The sequence below is a fragment of the Bradyrhizobium sp. genome, assembly GCF_035484855.1.
GTDB lineage: Bacteria > Pseudomonadota > Alphaproteobacteria > Rhizobiales > Xanthobacteraceae > Bradyrhizobium.
In genome coordinates this window covers 21,865-43,517 of the sequence record NZ_DATHOP010000159.1, presented here as the reverse complement: position 1 = coordinate 43,517, position 21,653 = coordinate 21,865, and the positions used below count along the sequence as shown (strand labels likewise).

The following is a 21,653-nucleotide window of genomic DNA, read 5'->3' as shown; positions in this document are numbered from 1 at the left end:
CGGCTTCTCGGTCCCGCTGCCGGCCTTCGGCCAGGTCTTCTCGGGATTCGAATTCCTCGGCGTCATTCTGGTGACCGCGATTCCGTTCGGCATCTACGATCTCGTCGAAGCGATGGACAACGTCGAAAGTGCCGAGGCCGCGGGCGACGAATATCCGACCACGCGCGTGCTGACCGCCGATGGCATCGTCAGCCTGATCGGCTGCCTGATGGGAAATCCCTTCATCAACGCGGTTTATATCGGCCATCCCGGATGGAAGGCGATGGGCGGCCGGATCGGCTATTCGGCGGCAACCGGAATCATGGTGATCGTGCTGGCATGGTTCGGCATCATTTCGGTGCTGCTGGCGCTGGTGCCGGTTGTCGCGATCTCGCCGATCCTGCTCTATATCGGCATGCTGATCGGCGCGCAGGCGTTCCAGACCACGCCGGTCAAGCATGCACCCGCGATCGTGCTGGCGTTGACGCCGCATCTGGCGGCCTGGGCCAAGCTGCAGATCGACACCATGCTGGGGTCGACCCTCAACGCGGCGCAAGCTGTTGGGGGATTAGCCGCCGACAAGGTCGACGCGGTCAAGAGCGCGGCCATCGCCGCGCTGCCGCAGCAGGGCGTGCTCTATCATGGCTTGGAAGTGATGGGCGGCGGCTCGATCCTCGCCGGCCTGATCCTGGGCGCCATCGGCGTGTTCGTGATCGAGCGCGATTTCATGAAAGCTTCGGCGTTCGCGCTCACCGGCGCGGTGCTGACCTATTTCGGCTTCATGCACGGCGAGGCGGTCGGTTTCGGTGGCGGCTTCGGCGTCACTCCCCCCGTGGCGCTCGCCTACGCGGTGATGGCGGCCGGACTGTTTGCGCTCGGCAGGCTCGGCGCGGGCGTGCACTATGTCGCACATCCGGATGAGATGCCGCCGCATGCGGTGCCCGCCGAATAAGGAGAAACGACCGGCGTCGGCCTCTCTCGCCGACGCCGGGCCGACCCGCCGAAATTTCGCTCACGCCGCCACATCCCACAGTCGGGGCGAACCTCGCAGCAGCACGCTGCGGCCCCGGGGCGTAATCTGCGGAAGGCCCTCGACAATCTCCGCGAGCTGAAGCGCGATCAGGCCTTCGAGGGCGGCTCGATTGCGGCTGCGCGTGATTGATCCGGGCGCGCGGAGCTCTCTGAGCATCTCCCATTGATCGCCCGTGAGATCGTAATCCAATTCCGCGTTCATGGTGCCTCGAATCCAAGCAATTTGCGCGCGTGTCTTACGGAGACAGCGTGAACGGCATGCGACTGCAATGCGTCCGGATTTGGTTCGGGCGAACAAGTTTTCTTGAGTCGCGCCGCCCTGAATTCGCTGTGTCTTCCGAACTCCCGGTAACGCGACTGTCACATCAACGTGCCAAGAAGCCGCATCGATCGCATCGAATCATGGCGCGACACTGGATCTCGTTGCCCGAACGGATGAACGCCCTGGAAATCAATGCGCTGCACAAGACGCACCGTAGCAGCGTCCGACTGAGAGGCCTCGGGGTCGTCGTCAGCCTTGCGGTAGCGGCCGCGGCGATCTTCCTGCTCACGCACGCGCTGAAGAAGGTCAATTTCGACGAAGTGTGGGCGATCGTCGAGCGCACCAACACGGGTGTGATCGCGCTGGCCATGGCGCTGGTGGTACTTTCATACGCCAGCGTGAGCCTTTACGATCTGTTCGCGCTTCGCACCATCGGCCGCTCGGAAGTTCCCTACCGGATCGCGGCGCTGGCCAGCTTCACCAGCTATCCGATCGCCCACGGCATCGGCGCGGTCGCGCTGATCTCGCCGATCATCCGCTACCGGATCTACTCCTACAACGGCCTTGGCGCCGCCGACGTGGCGAATATCTGTTTCCTGACCGGGCTCACATTCTGGCTTGGCAACCTGACGGCGCTCGGGCTCAGCCTGTCCTACGAACCGGATGCGATCGGTCTGATGGAGTATCTGCCGCCGCAATTCAATCGGGTGGTAGCAGTGACCCTGCTGCTTGCAATCGGCGCCTTCGTGACCTGGAGCTGGATTTCGCCCAGACATCTCGGAACCAGGCGATGGCCGGTCCGGCTTCCGACGGGGCCGATGGTGCTGGTGCAGATCGCGATCGGGTTCCTGGACCTCGGCGCCGCGGCGCTGGCGATGTATGTGTTGATCCCGTCCGCGATGAATATCGACATCTTCCGCATGATCACCGTCTTCATCGCCGCCACGTTGCTCGGTTTTGCCAGCCACGCGCCGGCAGGCCTTGGCGTGTTCGACGCCGCGATCCTGCTTGGACTTGGCGGCGACAACGAGGAACCGCTGATCGCGGCGCTCCTGATGTTCCGCTTCCTGTATCACTTCCTGCCGTTCGTGACCGCGCTTATCTTGTTCGGCACGATCGAAGCCTGGCGCGGCTTTCGCGCCAAACATCAGTCCTGAGAAGGTTTGCTTCACACCGGCGAGTTGAGCTTGAGCCCGACCATCCCGGCCACAATCAACGTCAGGCAGATGATGCGGACCGGGTCGGCCGGCTCGCTGTAGACCAGGATTCCGACCAGGATGCTGCCGACCGCACCGATCCCGGTCCACACCACATAGGCCGTGCCGAACGGCAGCGACTTCAGCGCCACCGCCATTAGGCCGAAGCTGAGCGCGATCGCAAGCGCGGTTGCGGCTGTCGGCCAGAACCGGGTCAGGCCGTCGGAATATTTCAGGCCGAATGCCCACGCGATTTCGAGCAGGCCCGCTCCGAGAAGTGCCAGCCAACCGCTCACGGCGCCTTTGGCCCCAGTGGCAGCCTCAGCACCGCATATTGCGCATAACCCAAATACGGGCGTTCGAAGTTCAGATCGGCCCCGGTGCCGCTGGCCATCGCCGACAATTCGCAGGCGAGATCGTCGCGCGGCGTGACGTCGAACAGCGCAAGCCACCGCAACAGGGCCGCACGCGCCAGATCAGGCATCCGCTCCTGATTGCCGAAGTCCACGATGTGGAGGCGGCCGCCGGGCGCCAGCCGCTGCGTCGCCGCCTCGATGGCGCGGCGCCAGTCCGGGATCATCGAGAGGCTGTAGGAAATCATGATGCGATCGAAGGCGGCAACGCCGAACAGCGCCTGCGGGTCGAACGCCGTGCCGTCGCCATGCGAGATGCGGATGCGATCCGTCATGCCGCGGCACAAAATGGCCTGTGACGCGGACGCCAGCATTTCGGTCGAGACATCGATGCCGAAGAATTGCGCTTCGGGAAAAAGCATGGCGGCGTGCACAAGGTTCCTGCCGGTTCCACAGCCGATCTCCAGCACGGTCGCGCCGGCTGCGGGCTCGAGGCGGACAATCAGCCGGTCGCGGCCGAGCAGGTAGTATCGCCTTGTGAGGTCGTAGATGTGGCGCTGCCAGCGATACATCCGGTTCATGCGGCCGGTGGCCGCGGTCGGCCAAGCGGCCTCTGCGCCGATATCGGGCGAAGTGGCAGACATTCGTGCACCTCGGAATCGAAGATGTCGCCGACTTCCTTCGGATGTTCGCGCGACAAAGGTATGACAGCGGCCGTCGCTTCGCCGATCGCGGCGAAAGATGGGCGAACGCGCAGTTGCTCACGCTGTTATCGTTCGCTTCGCGTGTCGCAAAACTGCAGTGAGCGGGCGATAGCCTGATCGAATTGCTGATTCGAGGAATGGATGAACACGCAATTGATCGCGGACGCGGTCCGCAACTCCCGTGGCGCGACCGAGGCGACGGTGTGGGACAGGCTCTTCGCGTTGTGGTTTCGCCGACTGGTCTACACCCAGATCTGGGAAGATCCGGAAGCCGACCTTGCCGCGCTGCAATTGCCCTTGGGATCGACCATCGTCACCATTTCCTCCGGCGGATGCAACGCGCTGTCCTATCTCACCGCGCAACCGGCCCAGGTCTACGCCGTCGACCTCAACGAGGCGCACCTCTCGCTGCTCAAGCTCAAGCTTGCCGGGCTTCGGGCTTTTCGCAGCTATGCCGAATTCTGGCAGTTCTTCGGCGAGGCGGCCTCGCGCGCCAACACCGGACTTTATCGCGAGCGGCTGTGGCCGGTGCTCGACGCCGAGGCGCGCGCCTATTGGGACAAGCGCAATATCATCGGCCGGCCGCGGCATGCCTATTTCACCGACGGATTCTATCGTCACGGCATGCTCGGCCGCTTCATCGGACTCGCGCATCTCGTGGCGAAGGTCGCCGGGATCGATCTGGCGGCGTTGCTGAACGGCAAATCCGACGCTCCCGAGCGGCTGCAGGCGCTGGATCGGCTGCATTGGCTGTTTCATTCGCCGCTGGCGCGGCTGTTGACGGGAACGCCGGCGTTGCTGTTCAGCCTGGGTATCCCGCCGCAGCAGCGGGCGCTGCTGGGCGCGGATGCTCCGCTCAACGAAGTGCTGCACGAGCGGCTGTTGCGCCTGATCAATGGACATCCCAACGACACCAACTATTTCGCCTGGCAGGCGCTGCATCGCAGTTACCCCGGTCCCGGCGACACTTGTCTGCCGCCCTATTTGCAGCGCCGCCAGCATGAGCGGATGCGCGACGGCGCCGGCTTGATCATTCCGGTGCACGCCAACCTGCGGACGTTCCTCGAAGGCCTTCCGGCGCGCGAGGTCGATGCCGTGGTGCTCTTGGATTCGCAGGACTGGATGGCGCGTGAGGAGATCGCCGCACTCTGGAACGCCATCGATCGCACCGGCACCGACCAGGTTGCCGTGATCTTCCGCACCGCAGGCGCGCGGTCGCCGCTGGAGAGTCCGGAGCTTGCCCCCTTGCAGGAAATCTGGCGTCGCGACGAGGAACGCAGCGCGATCGGATTCGAGCAGGATCGGTCGGGAATTTACGGCGGCTTTCACTGCTACGTCCGGCGGTGATCGGAGTGGTTGCCCATGACTCGAGCTTCGTCGGCAGTCATTCAAGGATTGTCAGTGAGGTCTTTCTGCATGAAGACGCTGAGCGGGTCTGCCCGGTAGTCGCCGAACGGATCGCGCAGCCTGAAGCCGGCTCGCGCGTAGAGACCAAGCGCCGCATGATTCTGCACCCCGGTTTCCAGCCTGAGCGCGTGCACCCCCTCGTCGCGCGCATGCGCTTCGAGTGCTGCCAGGATGATCCTGGATATGCCCTGACCGCGTGCGGCCGGGATGACCCACATCCGCTTTAGTTCCGCGGAAACTCCGTCAAGCGCGAGCGCGCCGGTTCCAACCGCGCGGCCGTTTGCATCACGGACTACCAGGAAACGAACGTTCGACGCCTGCAGCGCACTCAGCGGCATGTGATGATTGCTCTCGACCGGGTAGAGGCTCGCCGAATGCTGCTCTCCGTCGCGCAGGAGCATCATGATCTCCGGCTGCGATGGATCTTCAAGGGCAATTTTCAGTCCTGTCTCAGCGATCATTTCTCTTGCCGAATGTCCCGATTCCGCTGCCACCCGCTACTTCACCTCGACCTTGGCCTGCTCGGCGACTTGCTTCCAGATCGCGATGTCCTACCGGATAAAACTTGCAAACGCTTCGGGCGAACTGCCGACGGTCTGCATTGCCTGCTGCTCCAGCAACTCCCTGGTTTCCGGGTCCTTCAGCGCCGCCACGATCTCGGCATTGAGCTTGCTGATGATTGCGGGCGGCGTGCCGGCGGGCGCCAGGATGCCGTGCCAGGCGATGGCGTCGAAGCCGGGATAGCCGCTCTCGGCAATCGTCGGCACATCGGGCGCAACCGGCGAGCGCTCCTTGCTGGTCACCGCCAGCGCCACCAAGGTGCCGGCGTGGATGTGCTGCAGCGCCGAGATCGGATCGGAGAACACCACCTGCACATGGCCGGCGAGCAGGTCAGTCACCGCGAGCGCGGTGCCGCGATAGGGAATATGCGTCATCCGGATGCCGGCCCTGAAGTCGAACAACTCGGTGACGAGGTGATTGGCGGCGCCGACGCCTGTCGTGCCATAGTTCAATTCGCCGGGCTTGCTTTTGGCGAGCGCGACGAACTCGCCGACGGTTTTGACGGCGAGCGCGGGACTGACCACCATGATGTAGGGATAGGACGTGGTCATGGTAACAGGCGCAAAATCCTTCAGCGGGTCGTAGGGCAGGCTCTTGTAGACTGCCGGGTTGATCGAAATCGGCCCGGATTGTCCCATCAGCAGCGTATAGCCGTCGGGCGCGGATTTGTTGACGAGCTCAGTGCCGATGATCGAACCTGCGCCGCCGCGATTCTCGATCACGATTGGTTGCCCGATGGTCTCGCCAACGCGCTTGGCGATGACGCGCGCGACCGAATCGGCACCGCCGCCGGCGGCATAGGGCACCACCAGCCGGATCGGATGCGACGGATAGTCGTCGGCGCGCGCGGCGCCCGCGCTCGCCAGCGCAACGGCCAACGCGAGCAGCCTCGAATGGATGCGCATCGCACTGGCCTCCCCAGATTGTCTCGTTCCGGCGCGTGCGGGCGGCGGGTCTTGTTCTTGCCGGTCGCAGCATAGGGCAAATTTTCGTGGCTCGTCTACGTCAGGCGCGCCTTGTGCTTTGGCACGCCGCAGCGGATGCTCGCGGGCAAGTCTTGAGGGGAAACCATGCTGCATAAATCCGATGTTACCGAGAGCCTCGCGCGCTTCATCGTCAGCACGCGATGGGAGGACATTCCAGCGCCGGTGCGGCATCAGGCCAGGCGTTCCCTGATGAATTTTTTTGCGGTCGCGCTGGCGGGTTGCCGCACCTCGCCGGTCGAGATCGCGCTGCGCTCGCTTTCCGAATTCACGGACAGCAGGCAGGCGACCGTGGTCGGGCGGCCCGAGCGCGTCGACGTGCTGAGTGCGGCATTCCTCAACGCGGCCTCCGCCAATGTCCATGATTACTGCGACACCCATCTGCGGACCGTGATCCATCCGACCGCGCCGGTGGCGCCTGCCGTGTTGGCGCTCGCCGAATGGCGACGGCTGAGCGGGCATGAATTGCTGCTGGCCTTCATCCTCGGCAACGAAATCCAGGCCCGCATTGGACTGGCGATTTCGCCGAGCCACTACAACCGCGGCTGGCACATCACCTCGACCTGCGGCGTGTTCGGTGCGGCGGCCGGCGCCGGCAAGCTCGCCGCGCTCGACGAGCGCCAGATGGTCTGGGCGCTCGGCAATGCGGCCACGCAATCCGCCGGCCTGTGCGAATGCCTGGGCACGCCGGCGAAGAGTCTGAGCGTCGGCAACGCCGCGCGCAACGGGTTGTGGTCGGCGCTGCTGGCGGAAAAGGGGTTTGACGGGCCGCCGGAACCGCTCGCAGGCCGGCAGGGATTTTACAATGCATTGGCGGAGGCTCCCGATCTGTCGCTGGTCACCGACGGACTCGGCGAAAGCTGGGAGATCATGGCGACGTCGTACAAGCCGTATCCTTGTGGCTTCGTGATTCATCCCGTGCTGGATTGCGTGCTGGACTGGCGGCGCGATCATCCGGCCGCCGAGGTGGCGCGCACCGTGGTGCGCGGCAATCCGCTGCTCGCGGTCCGCACCGACCGGCCGGATATCTCCACCGGCCGCGAGTCGCAGGTCAGCGTGCAGCACGCGGTTGCCGCGGCGCTCGTGACGGGCAAGGCCGGTATCGAGGAGTTCACCGACGCCAGCGTCAACGATCCCAAGGTGCGGGCGCTGCGCGGCAAGGTTACAGTCGAGCGCGACGAGGCTTTCTCCACCATCGCAGCAGCAGTCGAGATCACCACAGCCGACGGCAAGGTCCACCGACTTTCGCAGGCGGCGGCGCGCGGCAGCGACGTCAATCCGCTTGATGACACGGGGCTTGAGGAGAAGCTGCGAACGTCCGCCGCCGCCTGGGATGCGGGGTTCGATGCCACGTCGCTGATCTCTGCGGTCTGGGCGCTCGACAGGGACGCGGATGTTCCCGCACTCATGTCGTTGGCGGTACCGCGCTAGCTTCACGGCCGCACCGCCGGGGCTTCCATCGGCATGCCCTTCGCGCGCGACATCAGGTAGAGTTCGAGTTCGACCAGCTCCGGCGCGCCGTAGTCGTAAGGCTGCGCGCGGATGCCCGCGATGCAGCCGCGCAGCCGGTGCTGCAGCGAGCCGAGCGATTGCCATTCCAGCCGGTAAATCGGGTAGCCGGTCGGATGCGCTTGGGTGATGGCGGATCCGGCAAGGCGCTTGTCCCAATTGTCGTCGTGGCAATTGGCGCAGCTGAGATTGAGCTGGCCTTGCCGTTGCATGAACAGGTCGCGTCCTTGGGCGACGAACGGCGCAAGCGCCGGATCGGCACCGGTCTTGATGGCGAGACCGCGTGACTGCCGTGCGACGAAGGCCGTCAGCGCCAACAGCTCCCGGCTTTCGTAGGCCAGCGGCGTTGCCTGCTGATGCGTCGCGCGGCACATGTTGATGCGCTGCTCCAGATTGACGGGCCGGCCGAGCGCCTTGTCGAAGGCCGGATAACGGGCCGCAACACCCTTCATGCTCTCACGCGCATCGCCGTGGCAATCGGCACAGGCCCTGCCGGCGGCGCCGTTCCTGGCCTTCCACAGCTGCTCGCCGTCGAGCACCCACAGCATGCCGGGATTGGCGGTGTCGTCATTCTGCATCGCCTGCGTTTCCGGCGCCATGAAGCTGAAGCCACTTCGCCGCTCGGCTTGCGGGATTTCGCTCGCCGGAAGCGGGGAGACGGCCGCGATCAGCAGCAGTACTGCGACTATCGTGCATGTGGATTTCATTCGACCGTAATTGAAGCGGAGGCGGTCGTGCCAAAACCGTTGTCGCCGATCCACTCGAAATCGAACTTGCCGCTTTCGGTCGCGACCGTGAAGAAGCTGATGAACGGGTTCGCCGCGATCGCCGGAAACAGGTCGGCACGGAAGATTTCGGCGCCGTTGTAGCGGCAACTAAAACTCGTGATGATGTCGCGCGGGACGATCTCGCCCTCGGCGGTGCGGCGATAGCCGGTCTCCATGATATGCGACATCAGCGTCTTGATCTCGATGATCTCGCCGGGTTTCGCGCGCTTCGGGACGTTGACCAGGGCGGACGCCATCACAGCACCTCGTCGGTGCAGGCCGCCAGCGTCACCACCACGTCGGCGGTGGCCGACCAGAACGAGCCGTCGGAAAGCTGCGCGATGGCCGTGATCTTCTGGCTGTCGGCAAGGCGGATGCGGGTCGCAATCTGCGCGCGGCCGGCGCGGGGGCCGAGATAGAAATTGCCGATGTTCGGTTGCGGATTCTTCTCGTTGAAGACATGGATGCTCTTGACGTAGTCATCCGACTTCATCGGGCTTTCGACGCTGACGGTCATCGGCACGGTGTTGCCGTTTTCGACCAGCGGCGGAATGTCGAGCTTGACCTTGCCGGTCCGCACCGGAGCCGTACCGACGATGTTGCGGATGGCGGTGGCAAGCGTCGCAGGCGTTGCCTGCGCCGGCCGCAGCGTCACGATCGGCACGGCGCCGGCCACGGCTGCGCCGCCGGCGAGGCCGAGGAATTGGCGACGGGTGGATCGGTCCGGTTCGCGCATCTGTGCCTTTCCTATTCGCGCAAACTTGCGAGATAAGCCACGATATCCTCGATCTGTTCCGCCGACAGGATCGGCTTGCCGCGCCAGGCCTGGCTTACGCGCACCAGCCCCTCGACGCGATAATAGGATGGCATGATGGTCGTGGGATTGAGGCGCGATGCGTCGACCAGCCGCAGCCGAAGCTGGCCTTCGGACCAGCGGCTGCCCGCACCCTTGAGGCTCGGCGCCAGGTCACCCTGAAACTTCGTTTCGGGAAATGGCCCGGAGTGGCAGAGGATGCAGGTCGAACTGCGCTCCAGCACCAGCGCGCGTCCGCGCGTCGCGTCGCCCGGCATGCCCGTCAGCGATGTCGGGATCGCGTCGCCGACGACGGCATAATCCCGCAATCCCTGCTGGTCCGCGGCGCAGGGCAGAGTGAATGCCATGGCCGCTAGCCACGCGGCTGCAAGAATGATCGCTGACCTAGCCAAAGGCATCCACCGTGATCGTCTCGTACCAGTTTTGTGCATCGCTGGCTTCGCGCGCGCGCAACTCGCGCGGCGCATCGACGGGGCTTGTGGCGACCGCCTCGCTCTCGGCGAACAGGCCGTCGCGGGCCTGATAGATGCCCACTTGCGAGAACGCGTAGCCGGGCGCGATCGTGTTGTAGCAGGCACCGGCAAGCTTCGGGTTCGCCGGTGGCTTGTCCGCGATCAGGTTCGCCACCGCTTCGGCGCAGGCCTTGCCTTGCGCGTTCGCGGCGGATGCGGATTTCGGGATGGTGCCGCCGAAACAGGCGTCGCCAATGATGTGGATATTCGGCACCAGCTTCGAGGCAAAGCTCACGGGATCGATCGGGCACCAACCGGTGTTGTCGACCGCTCCAGCGACATCGGCGATGCGGCCGGCCTTTTGCGGCGGGATCACGTTGGCGACTGCTGCGGCGTAGTTGCCGAAATCGGTGACGATGGTGTTGATCGAGGGATCGACCGACGTGACCCGGCCGCCCTGCGACAGCGACACCCGTTCGATCATGCCGGGATAGAGTTCTTTCCAGGCATTCTCGAACAGACGCTGCTGCGGAAACGCGTCCTTGGCGTCGAGAATCAGGATTTTCGAGCGCGGCTTTTTCGTCTTCAGGTAATGCGCGATCAGGCTGGCGCGCTCGTATGGCCCCGGTGGACAGCGCGAGGGGCCCGCCGGCACCGCGAGCACAACCAGCCCGCCGTCGTCCATGGCTTCGAGCTGTCTTCGCAAGCGCATCGTCTGCTCGCCCGCCTTCCAGGCATGCGGCATTTTTGCCGCGGCCGCTTCGTCGTAACCCGGCAGCGCGTCGAAGCGCAGGTCGATGCCGGGCGCAAGCACCAGGCGGTCGTAGCCGAGCGAGGTACCGTCGGCGAGGCCGACCGTCCGCGCCTTCGGATCGATCTTCGTCGCGGCCTGCACAATGACCGTGACGCCCTCGGCCGCGATCTTGTCGTAGCCGAACTGCTGCGCCTCGATCTCGCGCAGGCCCGCGATCACCTCGTTGCTGAACGGGCAGGCGACGAAGGTCTTGCTCTGCTCAACCAGCGTCACCTGCGGTTTTGTATCGAGCCGCCGCAACGCGCGGGCGCAGCTGGCGCCGCCAAAGCCGCCGCCGATCACCACAATGCGGGCGGCGGATTGCGCCAGCGAAGGCGAGGCGAGCGCCAGCGACGCCGTCACCGCCGCGATCCCGCCAGCGACGTTTCTCCGCGTCATCAGGCGCAGCGCGTTCATCGGAATTTTTTCCGCTAATGGAGCGGCGGCCCGAAGGCCGCCGCCGTGAGTATGTCAGGCGAAGCTGATGTTCTGGTCCCGCAGCGGCACCGAGCGGATGCGCTTTCCCGTCGCCGCGAAATAGGCGTTGAGCACCGCCGGCGCCGCGACGCAGATCGTCGGCTCGCCGACGCCGCCCCAGACGCCGCTGTTGCTCGGCATCACGATCGTCTCCACCTTCGGCATCTCGGCGATCCGCATCGAATTGTAGGTGTCGAAATTGGTCTCTTCGATGTAGCCGTCCTTGACGGTGCATCCGCCATAGACGAGCCCCGTCAGGCCGTAGACGAAGGAGCCCGCGGTCTGCCGTTCGATCTGCGCCGGGTTGACGGCATAGCCGGGATCGATCGCGCCGACCAGGCGATGCACCTTGATCTTGTTGCCGTCGCTGACCGAGATTTCGGCCGCTCCCGCGACGAAGCTGTTGTAAGCCGCATAATGGGCAAGGCCGCGGAAGATGCCTTGCGGCGCCGGCTGGCCCCAGCCGATTTTTTCGGCGACGGCGTTGAGCACGGCGAGGTTCTTCGGATGTTTCGCCATCAGCTTGCGGCGGAACTCGAGCGGGTCCTGTCCCGCCGCATGCGCCAGTTCGTCCATGAAGCATTCGAGATAGAGCGCCGTGTGATTGATGTTGACGCCGCGCCAGAAGCCCGGCGGCACGTGGGGATTGCGCATCGAATGCTGGATCAGGAGATTGGGGATGGAATAGCCGATCGCGGCTTCGCCGGAAGCGTTCAGGCCGGTGAAGGCGCCCGGGTCCATGCCGTTGACCAGCGAAGCCGGACGCAGGCTGAACTGGATGGATTGCCCGGACAGTCGCAGCTGCAGCGCCGTCAGGTTGTTGTCGGCATCGAAGGCGCCGACCAGTCTGCAGTGCGTGACCGGATGATAGGTGCCGTGCTGCATGTCCTCTTCGCGCGACCACAACAGCTTGATCGGTGTGCCCGGCATCTGCTTGGCGATCGCGACCGCCTGCCGGACATAGTCGGTCTGGCCGCGGCGGCCGAATCCGCCGCCGACGATATGCTTGTGCACGTCGCACTTGTCGGCCGAAAGTCCGGACACTTCCAGCACTGCGGCGAACGCGGCTTCACCGTTTTGCGTTCCGCACCAGACCTCGCATTTATCCTCGGTATAGAGCGCGGTGGCGTTGAGCGGCTCCAGCGTGGCGTGGTTCTGGTACGGATAGTTGTAGACCGCCTCGATTTTCTTCGCCGCGCCCGCGATCGCGGCCTTGGCATCGCCGCTCTGGTTGCCGACGAAGGCGGTTTGCGAATCGTCGAGGCCTTCATCGAGCCATTTCGCGATCGATGCGCTCGAAACCTTGGCGTTCTCGCCTTCGTCCCAGACGATCGGCAAGGCATCGAGCGCGCTCTTGGCGTGCCACCAGGTGTCGGCGACGACGGCGACCGCGTTGTCGCCGACCTTGACCACCTTCTTGACGCCCTTCATGCCGGATATTTTGGCCTCGTCGTAGCTTTTGAGCTTGCCGCCGAACACAGGGCAGGCCTTGATCGCGGCGTTGAGCATGCCCGGCAGCTTGACGTCGATGCCGTAGGTCAGCTTGCCGTTGGTCTTGTCCACCGTGTCGAGCCGCTTGACGGGTTTACCGATGAGTTTCCAGTCCTTCGGATCCTTCAACTTGACGTCCGCCGGTGGCGTGAGCTTCGCGGCGGCTTCGGCCACCTTGCCGTAGGTCGTGGTGCGTCCCGACGGCGTATGGGTGATGACGCTGTTGGCGGCAACGCATTCCGAGGCCGGCACCTTCCAGTCATTGGCCGCGGCTTCGATCAGCATCACCCGCGCGATGGCACCGCCCTTGCGGACGTAGTCCTGCGAGGTGCGGATGCCGCGGCTGCCGCCGGTCGAGAAATCGCCCCAGACGCGCTTGCGCGCGACGCTCTGGCCCGGCGTCGGGAATTCGGTGGTGACTTTCGACCAGTCGCATTCGAGTTCTTCGGCGACCAGTTGCGCAAGGCCAGTGAGCGTGCCCTGGCCCATTTCGGAGCGGGCGACCCGGATGACGACGGTGTCGTCGGGCCGGATCACGACCCAGGCGTTGACCTCGGGCGAGCCGTCGGCGGCGCGCGCCGTGGCGGGGCCGCCGAAGGGAAGGTCGAGGCCGAGCGCAAGGCCCGCGCCAACGGCGGCGGTGCCGATGACGAAATGGCGGCGATTGAGGGAGGGCATCTGGTTCATGGCCATCTCCTCAAGCGTTCGCGGCGGCGTGGATCGCCTCGCGCACCTGCTGGAAGGTGCCGCAGCGGCAGATATTGGTGATGGCGTCGTCGATATCCTGATCGGTCGGCTTTGGCTTGTCCTTCAGCAGTGCGGCGACCGCCATGATCATGCCGCTCTGGCAATAGCCGCATTGCGGCACGTCGTTGGCAATCCAGGCCAGCTGCACCTTGTGCGGCGCGTTCTCGGGCGCCAGCCCCTCGATGGTGGTGATCTGCTTGCCGGCGGCGTCGCTGACCGGTACGCTGCAGGAGCGCGTCGCCACGCCGTCGATATGAACGGTGCAGGCGCCGCATTGTGCAATGCCGCAACCGTATTTGGTCCCCGTCAGCCCGATATTTTCCCGGATCGCCCAAAGCAGCGGCGTATCCGGCTCGACGTCGACGTCGAAAGTCTTGCCATTGATCGTGAGGTTTGCCATCGCGTTCCCCTTATGCTGGTCCAATCCATCGAGAGGACCTTGAAGGCGATGTTGGACCGGAAATCGAATCGGTTCAAATCAAGAAAAAATCAAGAATCCTCGATTGCGGGCCGGAATAAGTGAGTTGCCGGGGGGTGTGTGGCGGTTCCGGATCTCGATCGATGACAGGCGAGGCCGTCATTGCGAGCGTAAGCGAAGCAATCCATAGGGCAACAAGCGGAAAAAATTGCTTCGCTTACGCTCGCAATGACGGTGAGACATACGTTCGCGATCTCGCCGCGAGCGTCGCGCGAGGTATTCGTTTATTTCCCGCCCTCTGCAAACGAAGGGCGCAGGGAATGCCGGGCGGCCGATGCGCCCGATAGCCGTGTGTGCAATGGTAGTGGGTAGAGCGCACACACGTTAGCAGGTCACACCGGGATCACCCGGCATTCCCCACGCAATGGTTTTACGGCTGCTACGTGCTCGCCCCGGTGCTCCGGGCTTGTTGGCCACCGTCATCCGCGTGCCTTAACGCGAACTTGACACCAGCGTCGGGGTGCCAGGCCCACACGTCTTTGCCGTCCGCTTCCGGCGCCATTCGTCAAAGGCACCCTCGGCGTCCACCGCATCCCGCCCCGCGTTCGCGACGATCATGATACGCCCCTTTTGGTGGGGCGGGACGGTGACGAACATAGGATAATCCGAATATTCGGTAAAGCAGAATCTTTTTGCGACAAGGCCTTGACAGCAGGGGGCGGACAGTCCAGGGCGAACAAGGGTGATTTGCCCGTCGGCATGGTTTTCAACGCCGGCGAATGACGCGCCAAGCTTGGCGATGGCCGGCGGCCGCGCGGCTACTATTCGGCGCTGCTGGTGCGCGAGGGCGATGGCGTGAAAATCTTCGAAGAGACCGTCAACGTGGCATTGGCTTGAGCGGGGGGCGGACGGAGCGCGACGGCGTTGATTTGAGATGACGCGATTTCCGTCTCGCTACGCTGCGGAGGGACTCTCCATGACTTACGCGCGCCGCGCCACCCCCCACCCCCGACCCCGGATCAAGTCCGGGGCAGGCTCCCTCCCCACCACTCGCTTCGCTCGCGGGGGGAGGGGAGAAGAATGCCGCAACCTACTTCGCGAACGCGGGAAGTGCCGGCAATTTATCGATGTCGCGCGCATCGTGCTGGATGACGACGGTTGCCTTCAGGTTCGATGCCATTTTCTTGAGACGCTCGATCGAGGCTACCGTTTGGGCGCGATCGTAGTTGAACCACGGCACACCGTCCGAATCGTAGTTCTCGCGGAAGTGGACGGCATCGCCGGTAATGATGACAGGCCCCATCTGCGCCAGCTTGACGAGCAGGCTCTGATGGCCCGGGGTGTGGCCGGGCGTGCGCAGCACGATCACCGTGCCATCCCCGAACACGTCCTTGTCGGTGGGCTGCGGTTCGACCTTGCTGTCGCCCCTGATCCAGCTTTCGAATGGCTTGAAGTTCACGCCCTGAGCGGGCTTAGGCGCCGTGATCGCTTCCCATTCCTTGGCGCCGATCAGCAGCGTTGCCTTCGGAAACGAGTCGATCTGGCCGGTATGATCGGCGTGATAATGGCTGATGCCGACATATTTGATCTGGTCAGGCTTGACGTCGATCTTTGCCAACTGGTCGACCAGGCTCACCTTCGGCGCCACGTTGGGCATCGTCATGGCGTGTCCGGTATCCCACAACATGTATTCGTCGCCATGCTTGATGAGATAGCAACTGAAGACAAACTGGATCTTCAGCTCGCCATAGGCAAAGGTATCCGAAAAGCGCTCGTTGACGGCCGTGGGCGGCGGCGGGGTGCCGCAATCGAGCCGCGCCAGCGATACGTCGGGTGCCGCTTGCGCCGATGTCGCCAGGCCGGCGAACAGGCTGGCGCCGAAGGCGAGTATGGTCAGTGTTCGATTCATTGTTTCTTCCCTTGATTTTTCGGAGTTGAAGCGCGGCCCTCTTGCCCGGCGTGGCGTTCAAGCCGTTCGGCACCTTGGCCCGGCGATGGATAGCGCGCGCAGGATACACGCATGTGTCGGGTGAAGGAATGGCTGTTCGGGGGCACTCGACGGATGCCGGCGTTGCGCGGTTTTGCGCCCGCCACTATGCTCAGGCCCCGGCGCATACTGGCGCGCTGCAACAGGATCACCCCATGCCGGCCGCAGGCTTGGCTCCCCTCGACGAGACCATCACGATCGCGGAGCTGACGCGAGATCCCTATCCGATCTACCGGCGCCTGCGACGCGAAGCGCCGGTGTTGCGGGTCAAATCCGTGGGCCGCACCTTCCTCACCAAGGCTGCCGACACCAGGTACGTCAAGGACAACGCGGCTCTATTCAGCGCCGACGATCCCAACACGCCCATGAAGCGCGCCTTTCTCGCGCATACGCTGATGCGCAAGGACCACGACGAGCACCGGGCCGAGCGCATGGCGATGATGCCGGCCCTGATGCCGAAGACGATCGAATCCGACTGGGCGCCGCTGTATGCGAAACTGGGCGCTGAATATCTCGACCGGCTGCCGCGCGGCGAGGTGGTCGATCTGTTTCCCGCGCTCGCCGGGCCGATTGCCGCGCGGATCCTGGCGCATGCGGTGGGCATTCCGGACGCTGATGATGCGGACATGCAGCGCTGGTCGCAGAGGCTGATCGACGGTGCCGGGAACTTTGGCTGGACGCCGGGACCCTTTGAGGCGTCCGACATCGCCAATGCGGAGATGGACAAATGCATCCGCGCCAACGCCGAACGCGTGCGCGCCGAGCCCGATACCTCGGCGCTCTCCTTCATGGTGAACGCGAAGGATCCGATTCCGGAAAGTCAGATCATCGCGAACGTGAAGATCGCGATCGGCGGCGGCATCAACGAGCCGCGCGACGCGCTGCTGACGATCCTCTTCGGCCTGCTCACCCATCCGGATCAGTGTGATGCCGTGCGCGCCGGCGGCAAATGGCGCGCCGCCTTCGAGGAAGGCGTGCGGTGGGTCGCGCCGATCCAGGCGAGTTCACGGCTCGTCATGGAGGATACGGAGATTCGTGGGCACTTGATTCCGAAGGGCGACACCGTGATGACGATCCAGGCCTCCGCCAACCGGGACGAGGACGTGTTCGACGATGGCGAGAATTTTGACGCGCTGCGCGAGCCCAACCCTCACCAGGCCTTCGGCAACGGGGCGCATCATTGCGCGGGCGCGCAGCTGTCGCGGCGAACCATCGGTGTCATCCTGCTGCCCATGCTGTTCGAGCGCTTCCCGAACATGACCTTGCCTGATCCGGCCGGCGTGCGCTGGCACGGATTCGGTTTCCGCGGCCCGCTCAACCTGCCGGTTCTCCTGCAATAGCTCGTAGGATGGGTTGAGCCCTTCGCGAAACCCATCATCTTCGCTACGATCGATGGGTATCGCTTCGAGGCCGGGCAAGAAAAATCTTGCCCGGCCTCTTCGCTCCACCCATCCTACCCGCTACGCGCTGCCATTCGGTGGCCGAACACGGAGCAGGCCATGGATCCCTTGCCGACCGCGGACGCGGAGATCACGCAGTTCTTCCGCCGATGGCTCGAAACCTTCGCGGGCCATGTCCGCGAGGTCGACTACGCCTCGGCGAGGCCGCTGTTCCATCCCGATGTACTGGCCTTCGGAACCCACAACGATGTCATCCCGGGGCTGGATCAATGGGTCGCGACACAATGGGACAATGTCTGGCCGAAGACATCAGACTTCCGTTTCGTGCTCGAGCAGACCATGGTTCTTTCGTCCCCCGATGGCAGGATGGCGATCGTGATCGCGCCGTGGACCAGCACGGGCTATCATCCCGACGGCAGCCTATTTCCGCGTCCCGGCCGGGCCACCATGGTGTTCTCGAAATATGCCGATGGCTGGCTTTGCGTGCATTCCCACATGTCGCTCAATCGCGGTGTCCCGCAGGCAAGCCATGCCAACCGCCCGGTGAAGGGGTAGCAGCAGGTCGCAGGATGGGGTGAGTCCCTCAGTTGATGGTGACGCCGGCGTCCTTGACGACTTTCGCCCATTTCACCACGTCGGCCTGCAGGATTGCCAAAAACTCTTCGGGCGAGGTGATCAGCGGCTCGGCGCCCTGGGTCGCCAGAAAATCGATCATCTCCTGGCTGCGAAGGATGTCGGCGACGTCGGCGTTGATCTTGCGCGCGATCGCCATGTCGGTTCCCTTCGGCGCCAGGATTCCCCACCAGGGATTGACGTCGAAACCGGGGAAACCGGATTCGGCAATGGTCGGAATTTCCGCCGCGATGGCGACACGCCGCGCGCTAGAGACGGCTAGCGCCCGGACATTTCCGCCGCGAATCATCGGCATGACGGATGGGACGCTAGAGAACGCCGAGTCGACTTGTCCGCCGATGACGTCGGCAATGGCGGGCGCGACGCCCCGGTAGGGAACGTGCAGCATGCTGATTCCGGCCGCATCCTTGAGCATCTCGCCGAGCAGATGGTTGACCGAACCGTTGCCCGAGGAGGCGTAGGTCAGCGCGCCGGGCCTCGCCTTCGCCAGCGCGATGAACTCCGCAAGATTGTCGGCCGGCAGTTCTGGATGAACGATCAGAATGAACGGAGTGACGGCGAGCGTCGCAACGGTCTGGAAATCCTTGATCGAGTCGAAGGGAATTTTGGGATACAGGCTCGCATTGATGGCTTGCGAGCCCGCATAGGTCACGAGCAACGTGTAGCCGTCGGGCGCGGATTTCGCGACGGCCTCGGTCCCGACCACGCCTCCGGCGCCGGCGCGATTTTCGATCACGACCGGCTGTCCCCACTTTTCGCTCAAGGCCTGACCGATCTTGCGTGCAAACACGTCGGTGGCGCCGCCGGGAGTCTGGGGGACGACGAGCTTGACCATCTTGGCCGGAAACGGCTGCGCCGTCGCGGGTGCCGCCAGCGGGCAAACCCAGCCGAGCGTCGCAATCAAACTGATGAACCGGATTCCGGGGTGCACAGCGTTTCCTCCATCAAGGATTGTCGAAACCGGAGGTCTGCGCCTTCGGTACAAGACGCCTATAGCAGCATCCCGGCGAAATGCGACTTACCGTATATGAAGCTGCCACGGGGCGCGTTCCACCGGATCGCGCCTGAGTGTCTCTTGATCCCTTAAGCCTTGGAAGTACGCACATACGCATTGCTGGCTCTCGGGCTTTAATGGTACTGGTGCAGAATGGGACTAACATCGCTGCAAGCCGGAGCACTCGGGGCATTTTTGCTTTGCGTAGTACTAACAGCAGGAGCCCTTGACAAAAGGTTTCCCATGGAAACGCTTTTCTTGCCTCTAAAGAGGCGCTTGCTGCGTCTGTTTTCAAGATGAGGCCCGTGCTTCGCCAGTGGACCGGATAGACTCGTGTGGTCAATACGGGACCCTTGTGGAAGCTTATGCGCGCCATTGAGCCATCAGGCGTCGTATCCGCCGAATGAAGACCATGAGGTTTCGGCTGTCGCTTGCGCGGCATTTCTCCGAGGGTATGTGACGCTTTTTGCATCAAGCCGCGCGCGTCGCATTTTTGGTGGATGGTCGGCCAACGTTGTTCAGTTGCTGCTGTCGCCCGTGCTTGCAAGCCCATTGATCATCATGACCCTTCCACAAAAAATAGCGGAAGCAATTTCGCGATAGCTCGTAGCGCGGGCGGCGGGGTTTTTCGGGTTTCGGTTCGGGGTGGCCGGATTGGTGGCGCGGCGGGCAAAAATGCCTTGATTTACAGCCGCTTGTTAATATACGACCCTCGCGGGGAGGTGCCGTCCCTCCTGCGATTGGCCGTATCGGAAGACGGTCGGGAAAAGAGGTTCTTATGATGAGATTTGGCTCGCTCGAGTGTATCGCGGGCGAGGCTCCGAGCTCCGTCACCCGGTCGGATCGTGTGGGCTGCGGAATCGCCGCCGACAATACCCTCCGCGTGCGCAGGCGTTATTGAGCCGCGGCTTGGCGTTATCCAATTGCAAAGGTCTTCTCGATCCGCTTTACGGGGGCTCCGTCGATACTAGACCTCCGGCCTCACCCGCTTCCATCAGCAGGCATGACTGAAATGTATGTGATAGGTATCAGCTCAGGAATTAAGCACGGCCACCACGACGGCGCAGCGGTTTTATTGCGCGACGGAGAGCTGATTGCCGCGGCGGAAGAAGAGCGCTTCACGCTGGCAAAGCATGCGCGCGGCGAGCTTCCGCGGGGCGCGATCAGTTTTTGTCTGAAGCAGGCCGGCATCACCATGCAGGATGTCGACTGGATCTGCTCGCCGCTGAAAACCTACGCCAATTATCGCGAGCGCCTGACGGACTATTTCAAATATCAATTCGGCCACAGCCCGAAGATCGAACTCTACGATCACCATCTTTGTCACGCCGCGAGCAGTTTTTTCGGCTCGGGCCTGCCTGAGGCGACGGTGATCTGTTTCGATTTCTCCGGCGATTCGAGTTCGGGAATGGTCGCGCATGCCAAGGGCAACGAGTTTCGCGAACTGACGCGCTTCGGCAGGCACAACAGCCTTGGGCTGTATTACGGGATGCTCACTCAGTATCTCGGCTATCAGATGACCAACGACGAATACAAGGTGATGGGGCTGTCGTCGTATGGGCGTCCGCGCTACCTTGAGCAGTTCGGCACCATCCTGCGTCCCGACGGCATCAGCTACGAGCTGGACCGCGCCCTGGACAAGCGCGTGAGGGACGCGGAGATCTACACCAGCGACTTCTCGACGCGGCAGGAGCGGATTTTTACCGAGAAGCTGGAGGATCTGCTTGGGCCCCGGCGTCAGCGTGGGCAGGCGCTCGATCAGCGCTTCACGGACATCGCGGCCAGCGGCCAGAAGCAGCTGGAGATCGTCGCCACCCACGTCACGCGGGCGGCGATCGCGGCCTCCGGCTGCAACGACGTCTGCCTCGCCGGCGGCGTCGCGCTGAACTGCAAGATGAACATGGAGATCGCCGCGGAGCCGTCGGTTGGCAAGCTCTACGTCCCGCCGGTGCCGCACGACGCCGGCGTAGCGCTCGGCGCCGCGATGCTGAAATGCGCCGACGCCGGCCACAAGATCGCGTCTCTCGACCATGCCTATTGGGGACCGGAATACTCGAACGACTTCATCAGGGACACGCTCGACAAGATCGGGGCGCGTTACGAAGTGGTCGAGGATCCCGCGACCCGCTGCGTCAGCGACCTCGTCGAGCAGAAAACGGTCGGCTGGTTTCAGGGCCGCATGGAATACGGACCGCGTGCGCTCGGCAACAGGTCGATCATCGCCGATCCGCGATCGGCCGGCATGAAGGACCGCATCAACGTCAGCATCAAATACCGGGAAGAGTTTCGCCCGTTCTGCCCCTCGGTACTGATCGAGCGGCAGGACGATTATTTCGAGGATACTTTCGACGCGCCGTTTATGGTGGTGACGTTTCCCGTGAAGGAGGCGGTCAAGGACAAGATCCCGGCGGTGGTCCATGTCGACGGCACCGCGCGAATCCAAAGCGTGCATCCGAAAACCAATCCACTCTACAGCCGCCTGATCGGTGAATTCGCCAAGGCCAGTTCGGTGCCGATGTTGATCAATACCAGCCTCAACATCAATGAGCAGCCGATGGTGAATTCGCCGCTGGAGGCGCTGCACACCTATTTCTGCTCCGGCCTCGACGTGCTTTTCCTTGGCCCCTACCGCCTGTCGAAAATCGGGCTGACTTGACCAGTCGCCTCGGCCGAATTTGGTCGGAAACCCGCAAC

The 21,653-nt window shown here is 63.7% G+C and carries 20 protein-coding genes and 1 pseudogene; 7 read left to right on the top strand and 14 right to left on the bottom strand.

Annotation, left to right across the window (positions count from 1 at the left end; translation table 11 throughout):
- A pseudogene (locus VK804_RS18195) lies at positions 1-931 on the top strand (regulator); the annotation flags it as partial.
- 60 nt (positions 932-991) lie between these two features.
- On the opposite strand, the gene VK804_RS18190 reads toward VK804_RS18195, so the two are convergent.
- Positions 992-1,213: a hypothetical protein gene (locus VK804_RS18190; RefSeq protein ID WP_325372754.1), complete on the bottom strand. Its 222-nt coding sequence runs from the start codon at positions 1,211-1,213 to the stop codon at positions 992-994.
- A 200-nt stretch (positions 1,214-1,413) separates the two neighbouring features.
- Between VK804_RS18190 and VK804_RS18185 the strand changes: the two genes are divergently transcribed.
- Complete coding sequence (locus tag VK804_RS18185) at positions 1,414-2,430, top strand: UPF0104 family protein (RefSeq protein ID WP_325372752.1); 1,017 nt, start codon at positions 1,414-1,416, stop codon at positions 2,428-2,430.
- A gap of 11 nt (positions 2,431-2,441) precedes the next feature.
- On the opposite strand, the gene VK804_RS18180 is transcribed toward VK804_RS18185, so the two are convergent.
- Positions 2,442-2,765 carry a multidrug efflux SMR transporter gene (locus VK804_RS18180; protein ID WP_325372750.1) on the bottom strand — a complete coding sequence of 108 codons (324 nt, stop codon included), beginning with the start codon at positions 2,763-2,765 and terminating at the stop codon, positions 2,442-2,444.
- The gene (locus tag VK804_RS18175) at positions 2,762-3,466 is read right to left on the bottom strand and encodes a class I SAM-dependent methyltransferase (protein WP_325372748.1); all 705 of its coding nucleotides are present in this window, start codon (positions 3,464-3,466) and stop codon (positions 2,762-2,764) included. Before VK804_RS18175 ends, VK804_RS18180 begins: the two co-directional genes overlap by 4 nt.
- A gap of 201 nt (positions 3,467-3,667) precedes the next feature.
- On the opposite strand from VK804_RS18175, the gene VK804_RS18170 reads away from it, so the two are divergent.
- Positions 3,668-4,873, top strand: coding sequence for a BtaA family protein (locus VK804_RS18170; protein ID WP_325372746.1), 1,206 nt, complete (start codon positions 3,668-3,670; stop codon positions 4,871-4,873).
- 41 nt (positions 4,874-4,914) lie between these two features.
- Here the strand turns inward: VK804_RS18170 and VK804_RS18165 are convergent, their stop codons facing one another.
- Complete coding sequence (locus tag VK804_RS18165; protein WP_325372744.1) at positions 4,915-5,394, bottom strand: GNAT family N-acetyltransferase; 480 nt, start codon at positions 5,392-5,394, stop codon at positions 4,915-4,917.
- 90 nt (positions 5,395-5,484) lie between these two features.
- Positions 5,485-6,399 (bottom strand): tripartite tricarboxylate transporter substrate binding protein, encoded by a 915-nt coding sequence (locus tag VK804_RS18160; protein ID WP_325372742.1) that lies wholly within the window; start codon positions 6,397-6,399, stop codon positions 5,485-5,487.
- Positions 6,400-6,564: 165 nt separating this feature from the next.
- Between VK804_RS18160 and VK804_RS18155 the strand changes: the two genes are divergently transcribed.
- Positions 6,565-7,908: an MmgE/PrpD family protein gene (locus tag VK804_RS18155; protein WP_325372740.1), complete on the top strand. Its 1,344-nt coding sequence runs from the start codon at positions 6,565-6,567 to the stop codon at positions 7,906-7,908.
- Positions 7,909-7,910: 2 nt separating this feature from the next.
- Here the strand turns inward: VK804_RS18155 and soxA are convergent, their stop codons facing one another.
- The 8 genes from soxA to VK804_RS18115 all read right to left on the bottom strand — a co-directional run bounded on the left by soxA (position 7,911) and on the right by VK804_RS18115 (position 15,854).
- Positions 7,911-8,693 (bottom strand): sulfur oxidation c-type cytochrome SoxA, encoded by a 783-nt coding sequence (gene soxA / locus VK804_RS18150; RefSeq protein ID WP_325372739.1) that lies wholly within the window; start codon positions 8,691-8,693, stop codon positions 7,911-7,913.
- Positions 8,690-9,010, bottom strand: a complete 321-nt coding sequence (gene soxZ / locus VK804_RS18145; RefSeq protein WP_325372737.1) for a thiosulfate oxidation carrier complex protein SoxZ — start codon at positions 9,008-9,010, stop codon at positions 8,690-8,692. Before soxZ ends, soxA begins: the two co-directional genes overlap by 4 nt.
- Complete coding sequence (locus VK804_RS18140) at positions 9,010-9,489, bottom strand: SoxY-related AACIE arm protein (protein WP_325372735.1); 480 nt, start codon at positions 9,487-9,489, stop codon at positions 9,010-9,012. Before VK804_RS18140 ends, soxZ begins: the two co-directional genes overlap by 1 nt.
- Positions 9,490-9,500: 11 nt before the next feature.
- Positions 9,501-9,914, bottom strand: coding sequence for a sulfur oxidation c-type cytochrome SoxX (soxX, locus tag VK804_RS18135; RefSeq protein WP_325372733.1), 414 nt, complete (start codon positions 9,912-9,914; stop codon positions 9,501-9,503).
- Positions 9,915-9,951: 37 nt separating this feature from the next.
- A complete protein-coding gene (locus tag VK804_RS18130; RefSeq protein WP_325372731.1) occupies positions 9,952-11,229 on the bottom strand; it encodes an NAD(P)/FAD-dependent oxidoreductase in 1,278 nt (425 codons plus the stop codon).
- 54 nt (positions 11,230-11,283) lie between these two features.
- Positions 11,284-13,467, bottom strand: a complete 2,184-nt coding sequence (locus tag VK804_RS18125; RefSeq protein WP_325372729.1) for a xanthine dehydrogenase family protein molybdopterin-binding subunit — start codon at positions 13,465-13,467, stop codon at positions 11,284-11,286.
- A gap of 10 nt (positions 13,468-13,477) precedes the next feature.
- Positions 13,478-13,927, bottom strand: a complete 450-nt coding sequence (locus tag VK804_RS18120; RefSeq protein ID WP_325372727.1) for a (2Fe-2S)-binding protein — start codon at positions 13,925-13,927, stop codon at positions 13,478-13,480.
- A gap of 1,108 nt (positions 13,928-15,035) precedes the next feature.
- Positions 15,036-15,854, bottom strand: coding sequence for an N-acyl homoserine lactonase family protein (locus tag VK804_RS18115; protein ID WP_325372725.1), 819 nt, complete (start codon positions 15,852-15,854; stop codon positions 15,036-15,038).
- A 233-nt stretch (positions 15,855-16,087) separates the two neighbouring features.
- Between VK804_RS18115 and VK804_RS18110 the strand changes: the two genes are divergently transcribed.
- Both VK804_RS18110 and VK804_RS18105 read left to right on the top strand, forming a co-directional pair.
- Positions 16,088-17,272, top strand: coding sequence for a cytochrome P450 (locus VK804_RS18110; RefSeq protein WP_325372758.1), 1,185 nt, complete (start codon positions 16,088-16,090; stop codon positions 17,270-17,272).
- A 159-nt stretch (positions 17,273-17,431) separates the two neighbouring features.
- Positions 17,432-17,887 (top strand): YybH family protein, encoded by a 456-nt coding sequence (locus VK804_RS18105; RefSeq protein ID WP_325372723.1) that lies wholly within the window; start codon positions 17,432-17,434, stop codon positions 17,885-17,887.
- Between the two features lie 28 nt (positions 17,888-17,915).
- Here VK804_RS18105 and VK804_RS18100 read toward each other — a convergent pair whose 3' ends face one another.
- The gene (locus tag VK804_RS18100; protein WP_325372721.1) at positions 17,916-18,896 is read right to left on the bottom strand and encodes a tripartite tricarboxylate transporter substrate binding protein; all 981 of its coding nucleotides are present in this window, start codon (positions 18,894-18,896) and stop codon (positions 17,916-17,918) included.
- A 1,075-nt stretch (positions 18,897-19,971) separates the two neighbouring features.
- Here VK804_RS18100 and VK804_RS18095 point away from each other — a divergent pair.
- Positions 19,972-21,615 (top strand): carbamoyltransferase, encoded by a 1,644-nt coding sequence (locus tag VK804_RS18095; protein ID WP_325372756.1) that lies wholly within the window; start codon positions 19,972-19,974, stop codon positions 21,613-21,615.
- The last annotated feature ends 38 nt before the right edge of the window (positions 21,616-21,653 follow it).

What these genes read in the sequence shown, in the direction of transcription:
- VK804_RS18190 (WP_325372754.1), bottom strand. Translation starts at nt 1,213, where the DNA reads ATGAACGCGGAATTGGATTACGATCTCACGGGCGATCAATGGGAGATG.
- VK804_RS18185 (WP_325372752.1), top strand. Translation starts at nt 1,414, where the DNA reads ATGGCGCGACACTGGATCTCGTTGCCCGAACGGATGAACGCCCTGGAA.
- VK804_RS18175 (WP_325372748.1), bottom strand. Translation starts at nt 3,466, where the DNA reads ATGTCTGCCACTTCGCCCGATATCGGCGCAGAGGCCGCTTGGCCGACC.
- VK804_RS18170 (WP_325372746.1), top strand. Translation starts at nt 3,668, where the DNA reads ATGAACACGCAATTGATCGCGGACGCGGTCCGCAACTCCCGTGGCGCG.
- VK804_RS18165 (WP_325372744.1), bottom strand. Translation starts at nt 5,394, where the DNA reads ATGATCGCTGAGACAGGACTGAAAATTGCCCTTGAAGATCCATCGCAG.
- VK804_RS18160 (WP_325372742.1), bottom strand. Translation starts at nt 6,399, where the DNA reads ATGCGCATCCATTCGAGGCTGCTCGCGTTGGCCGTTGCGCTGGCGAGC.
- VK804_RS18155 (WP_325372740.1), top strand. Translation starts at nt 6,565, where the DNA reads ATGCTGCATAAATCCGATGTTACCGAGAGCCTCGCGCGCTTCATCGTC.
- soxA (WP_325372739.1), bottom strand. Translation starts at nt 8,693, where the DNA reads ATGAAATCCACATGCACGATAGTCGCAGTACTGCTGCTGATCGCGGCC.
- soxZ (WP_325372737.1), bottom strand. Translation starts at nt 9,010, where the DNA reads ATGGCGTCCGCCCTGGTCAACGTCCCGAAGCGCGCGAAACCCGGCGAG.
- VK804_RS18140 (WP_325372735.1), bottom strand. Translation starts at nt 9,489, where the DNA reads ATGCGCGAACCGGACCGATCCACCCGTCGCCAATTCCTCGGCCTCGCC.
- soxX (WP_325372733.1), bottom strand. Translation starts at nt 9,914, where the DNA reads ATGGCATTCACTCTGCCCTGCGCCGCGGACCAGCAGGGATTGCGGGAT.
- VK804_RS18130 (WP_325372731.1), bottom strand. Translation starts at nt 11,229, where the DNA reads ATGAACGCGCTGCGCCTGATGACGCGGAGAAACGTCGCTGGCGGGATC.
- VK804_RS18125 (WP_325372729.1), bottom strand. Translation starts at nt 13,467, where the DNA reads ATGAACCAGATGCCCTCCCTCAATCGCCGCCATTTCGTCATCGGCACC.
- VK804_RS18120 (WP_325372727.1), bottom strand. Translation starts at nt 13,927, where the DNA reads ATGGCAAACCTCACGATCAATGGCAAGACTTTCGACGTCGACGTCGAG.
- VK804_RS18115 (WP_325372725.1), bottom strand. Translation starts at nt 15,854, where the DNA reads ATGAATCGAACACTGACCATACTCGCCTTCGGCGCCAGCCTGTTCGCC.
- VK804_RS18110 (WP_325372758.1), top strand. Translation starts at nt 16,088, where the DNA reads ATGCCGGCCGCAGGCTTGGCTCCCCTCGACGAGACCATCACGATCGCG.
- VK804_RS18105 (WP_325372723.1), top strand. Translation starts at nt 17,432, where the DNA reads ATGGATCCCTTGCCGACCGCGGACGCGGAGATCACGCAGTTCTTCCGC.
- VK804_RS18095 (WP_325372756.1), top strand. Translation starts at nt 19,972, where the DNA reads ATGTATGTGATAGGTATCAGCTCAGGAATTAAGCACGGCCACCACGAC.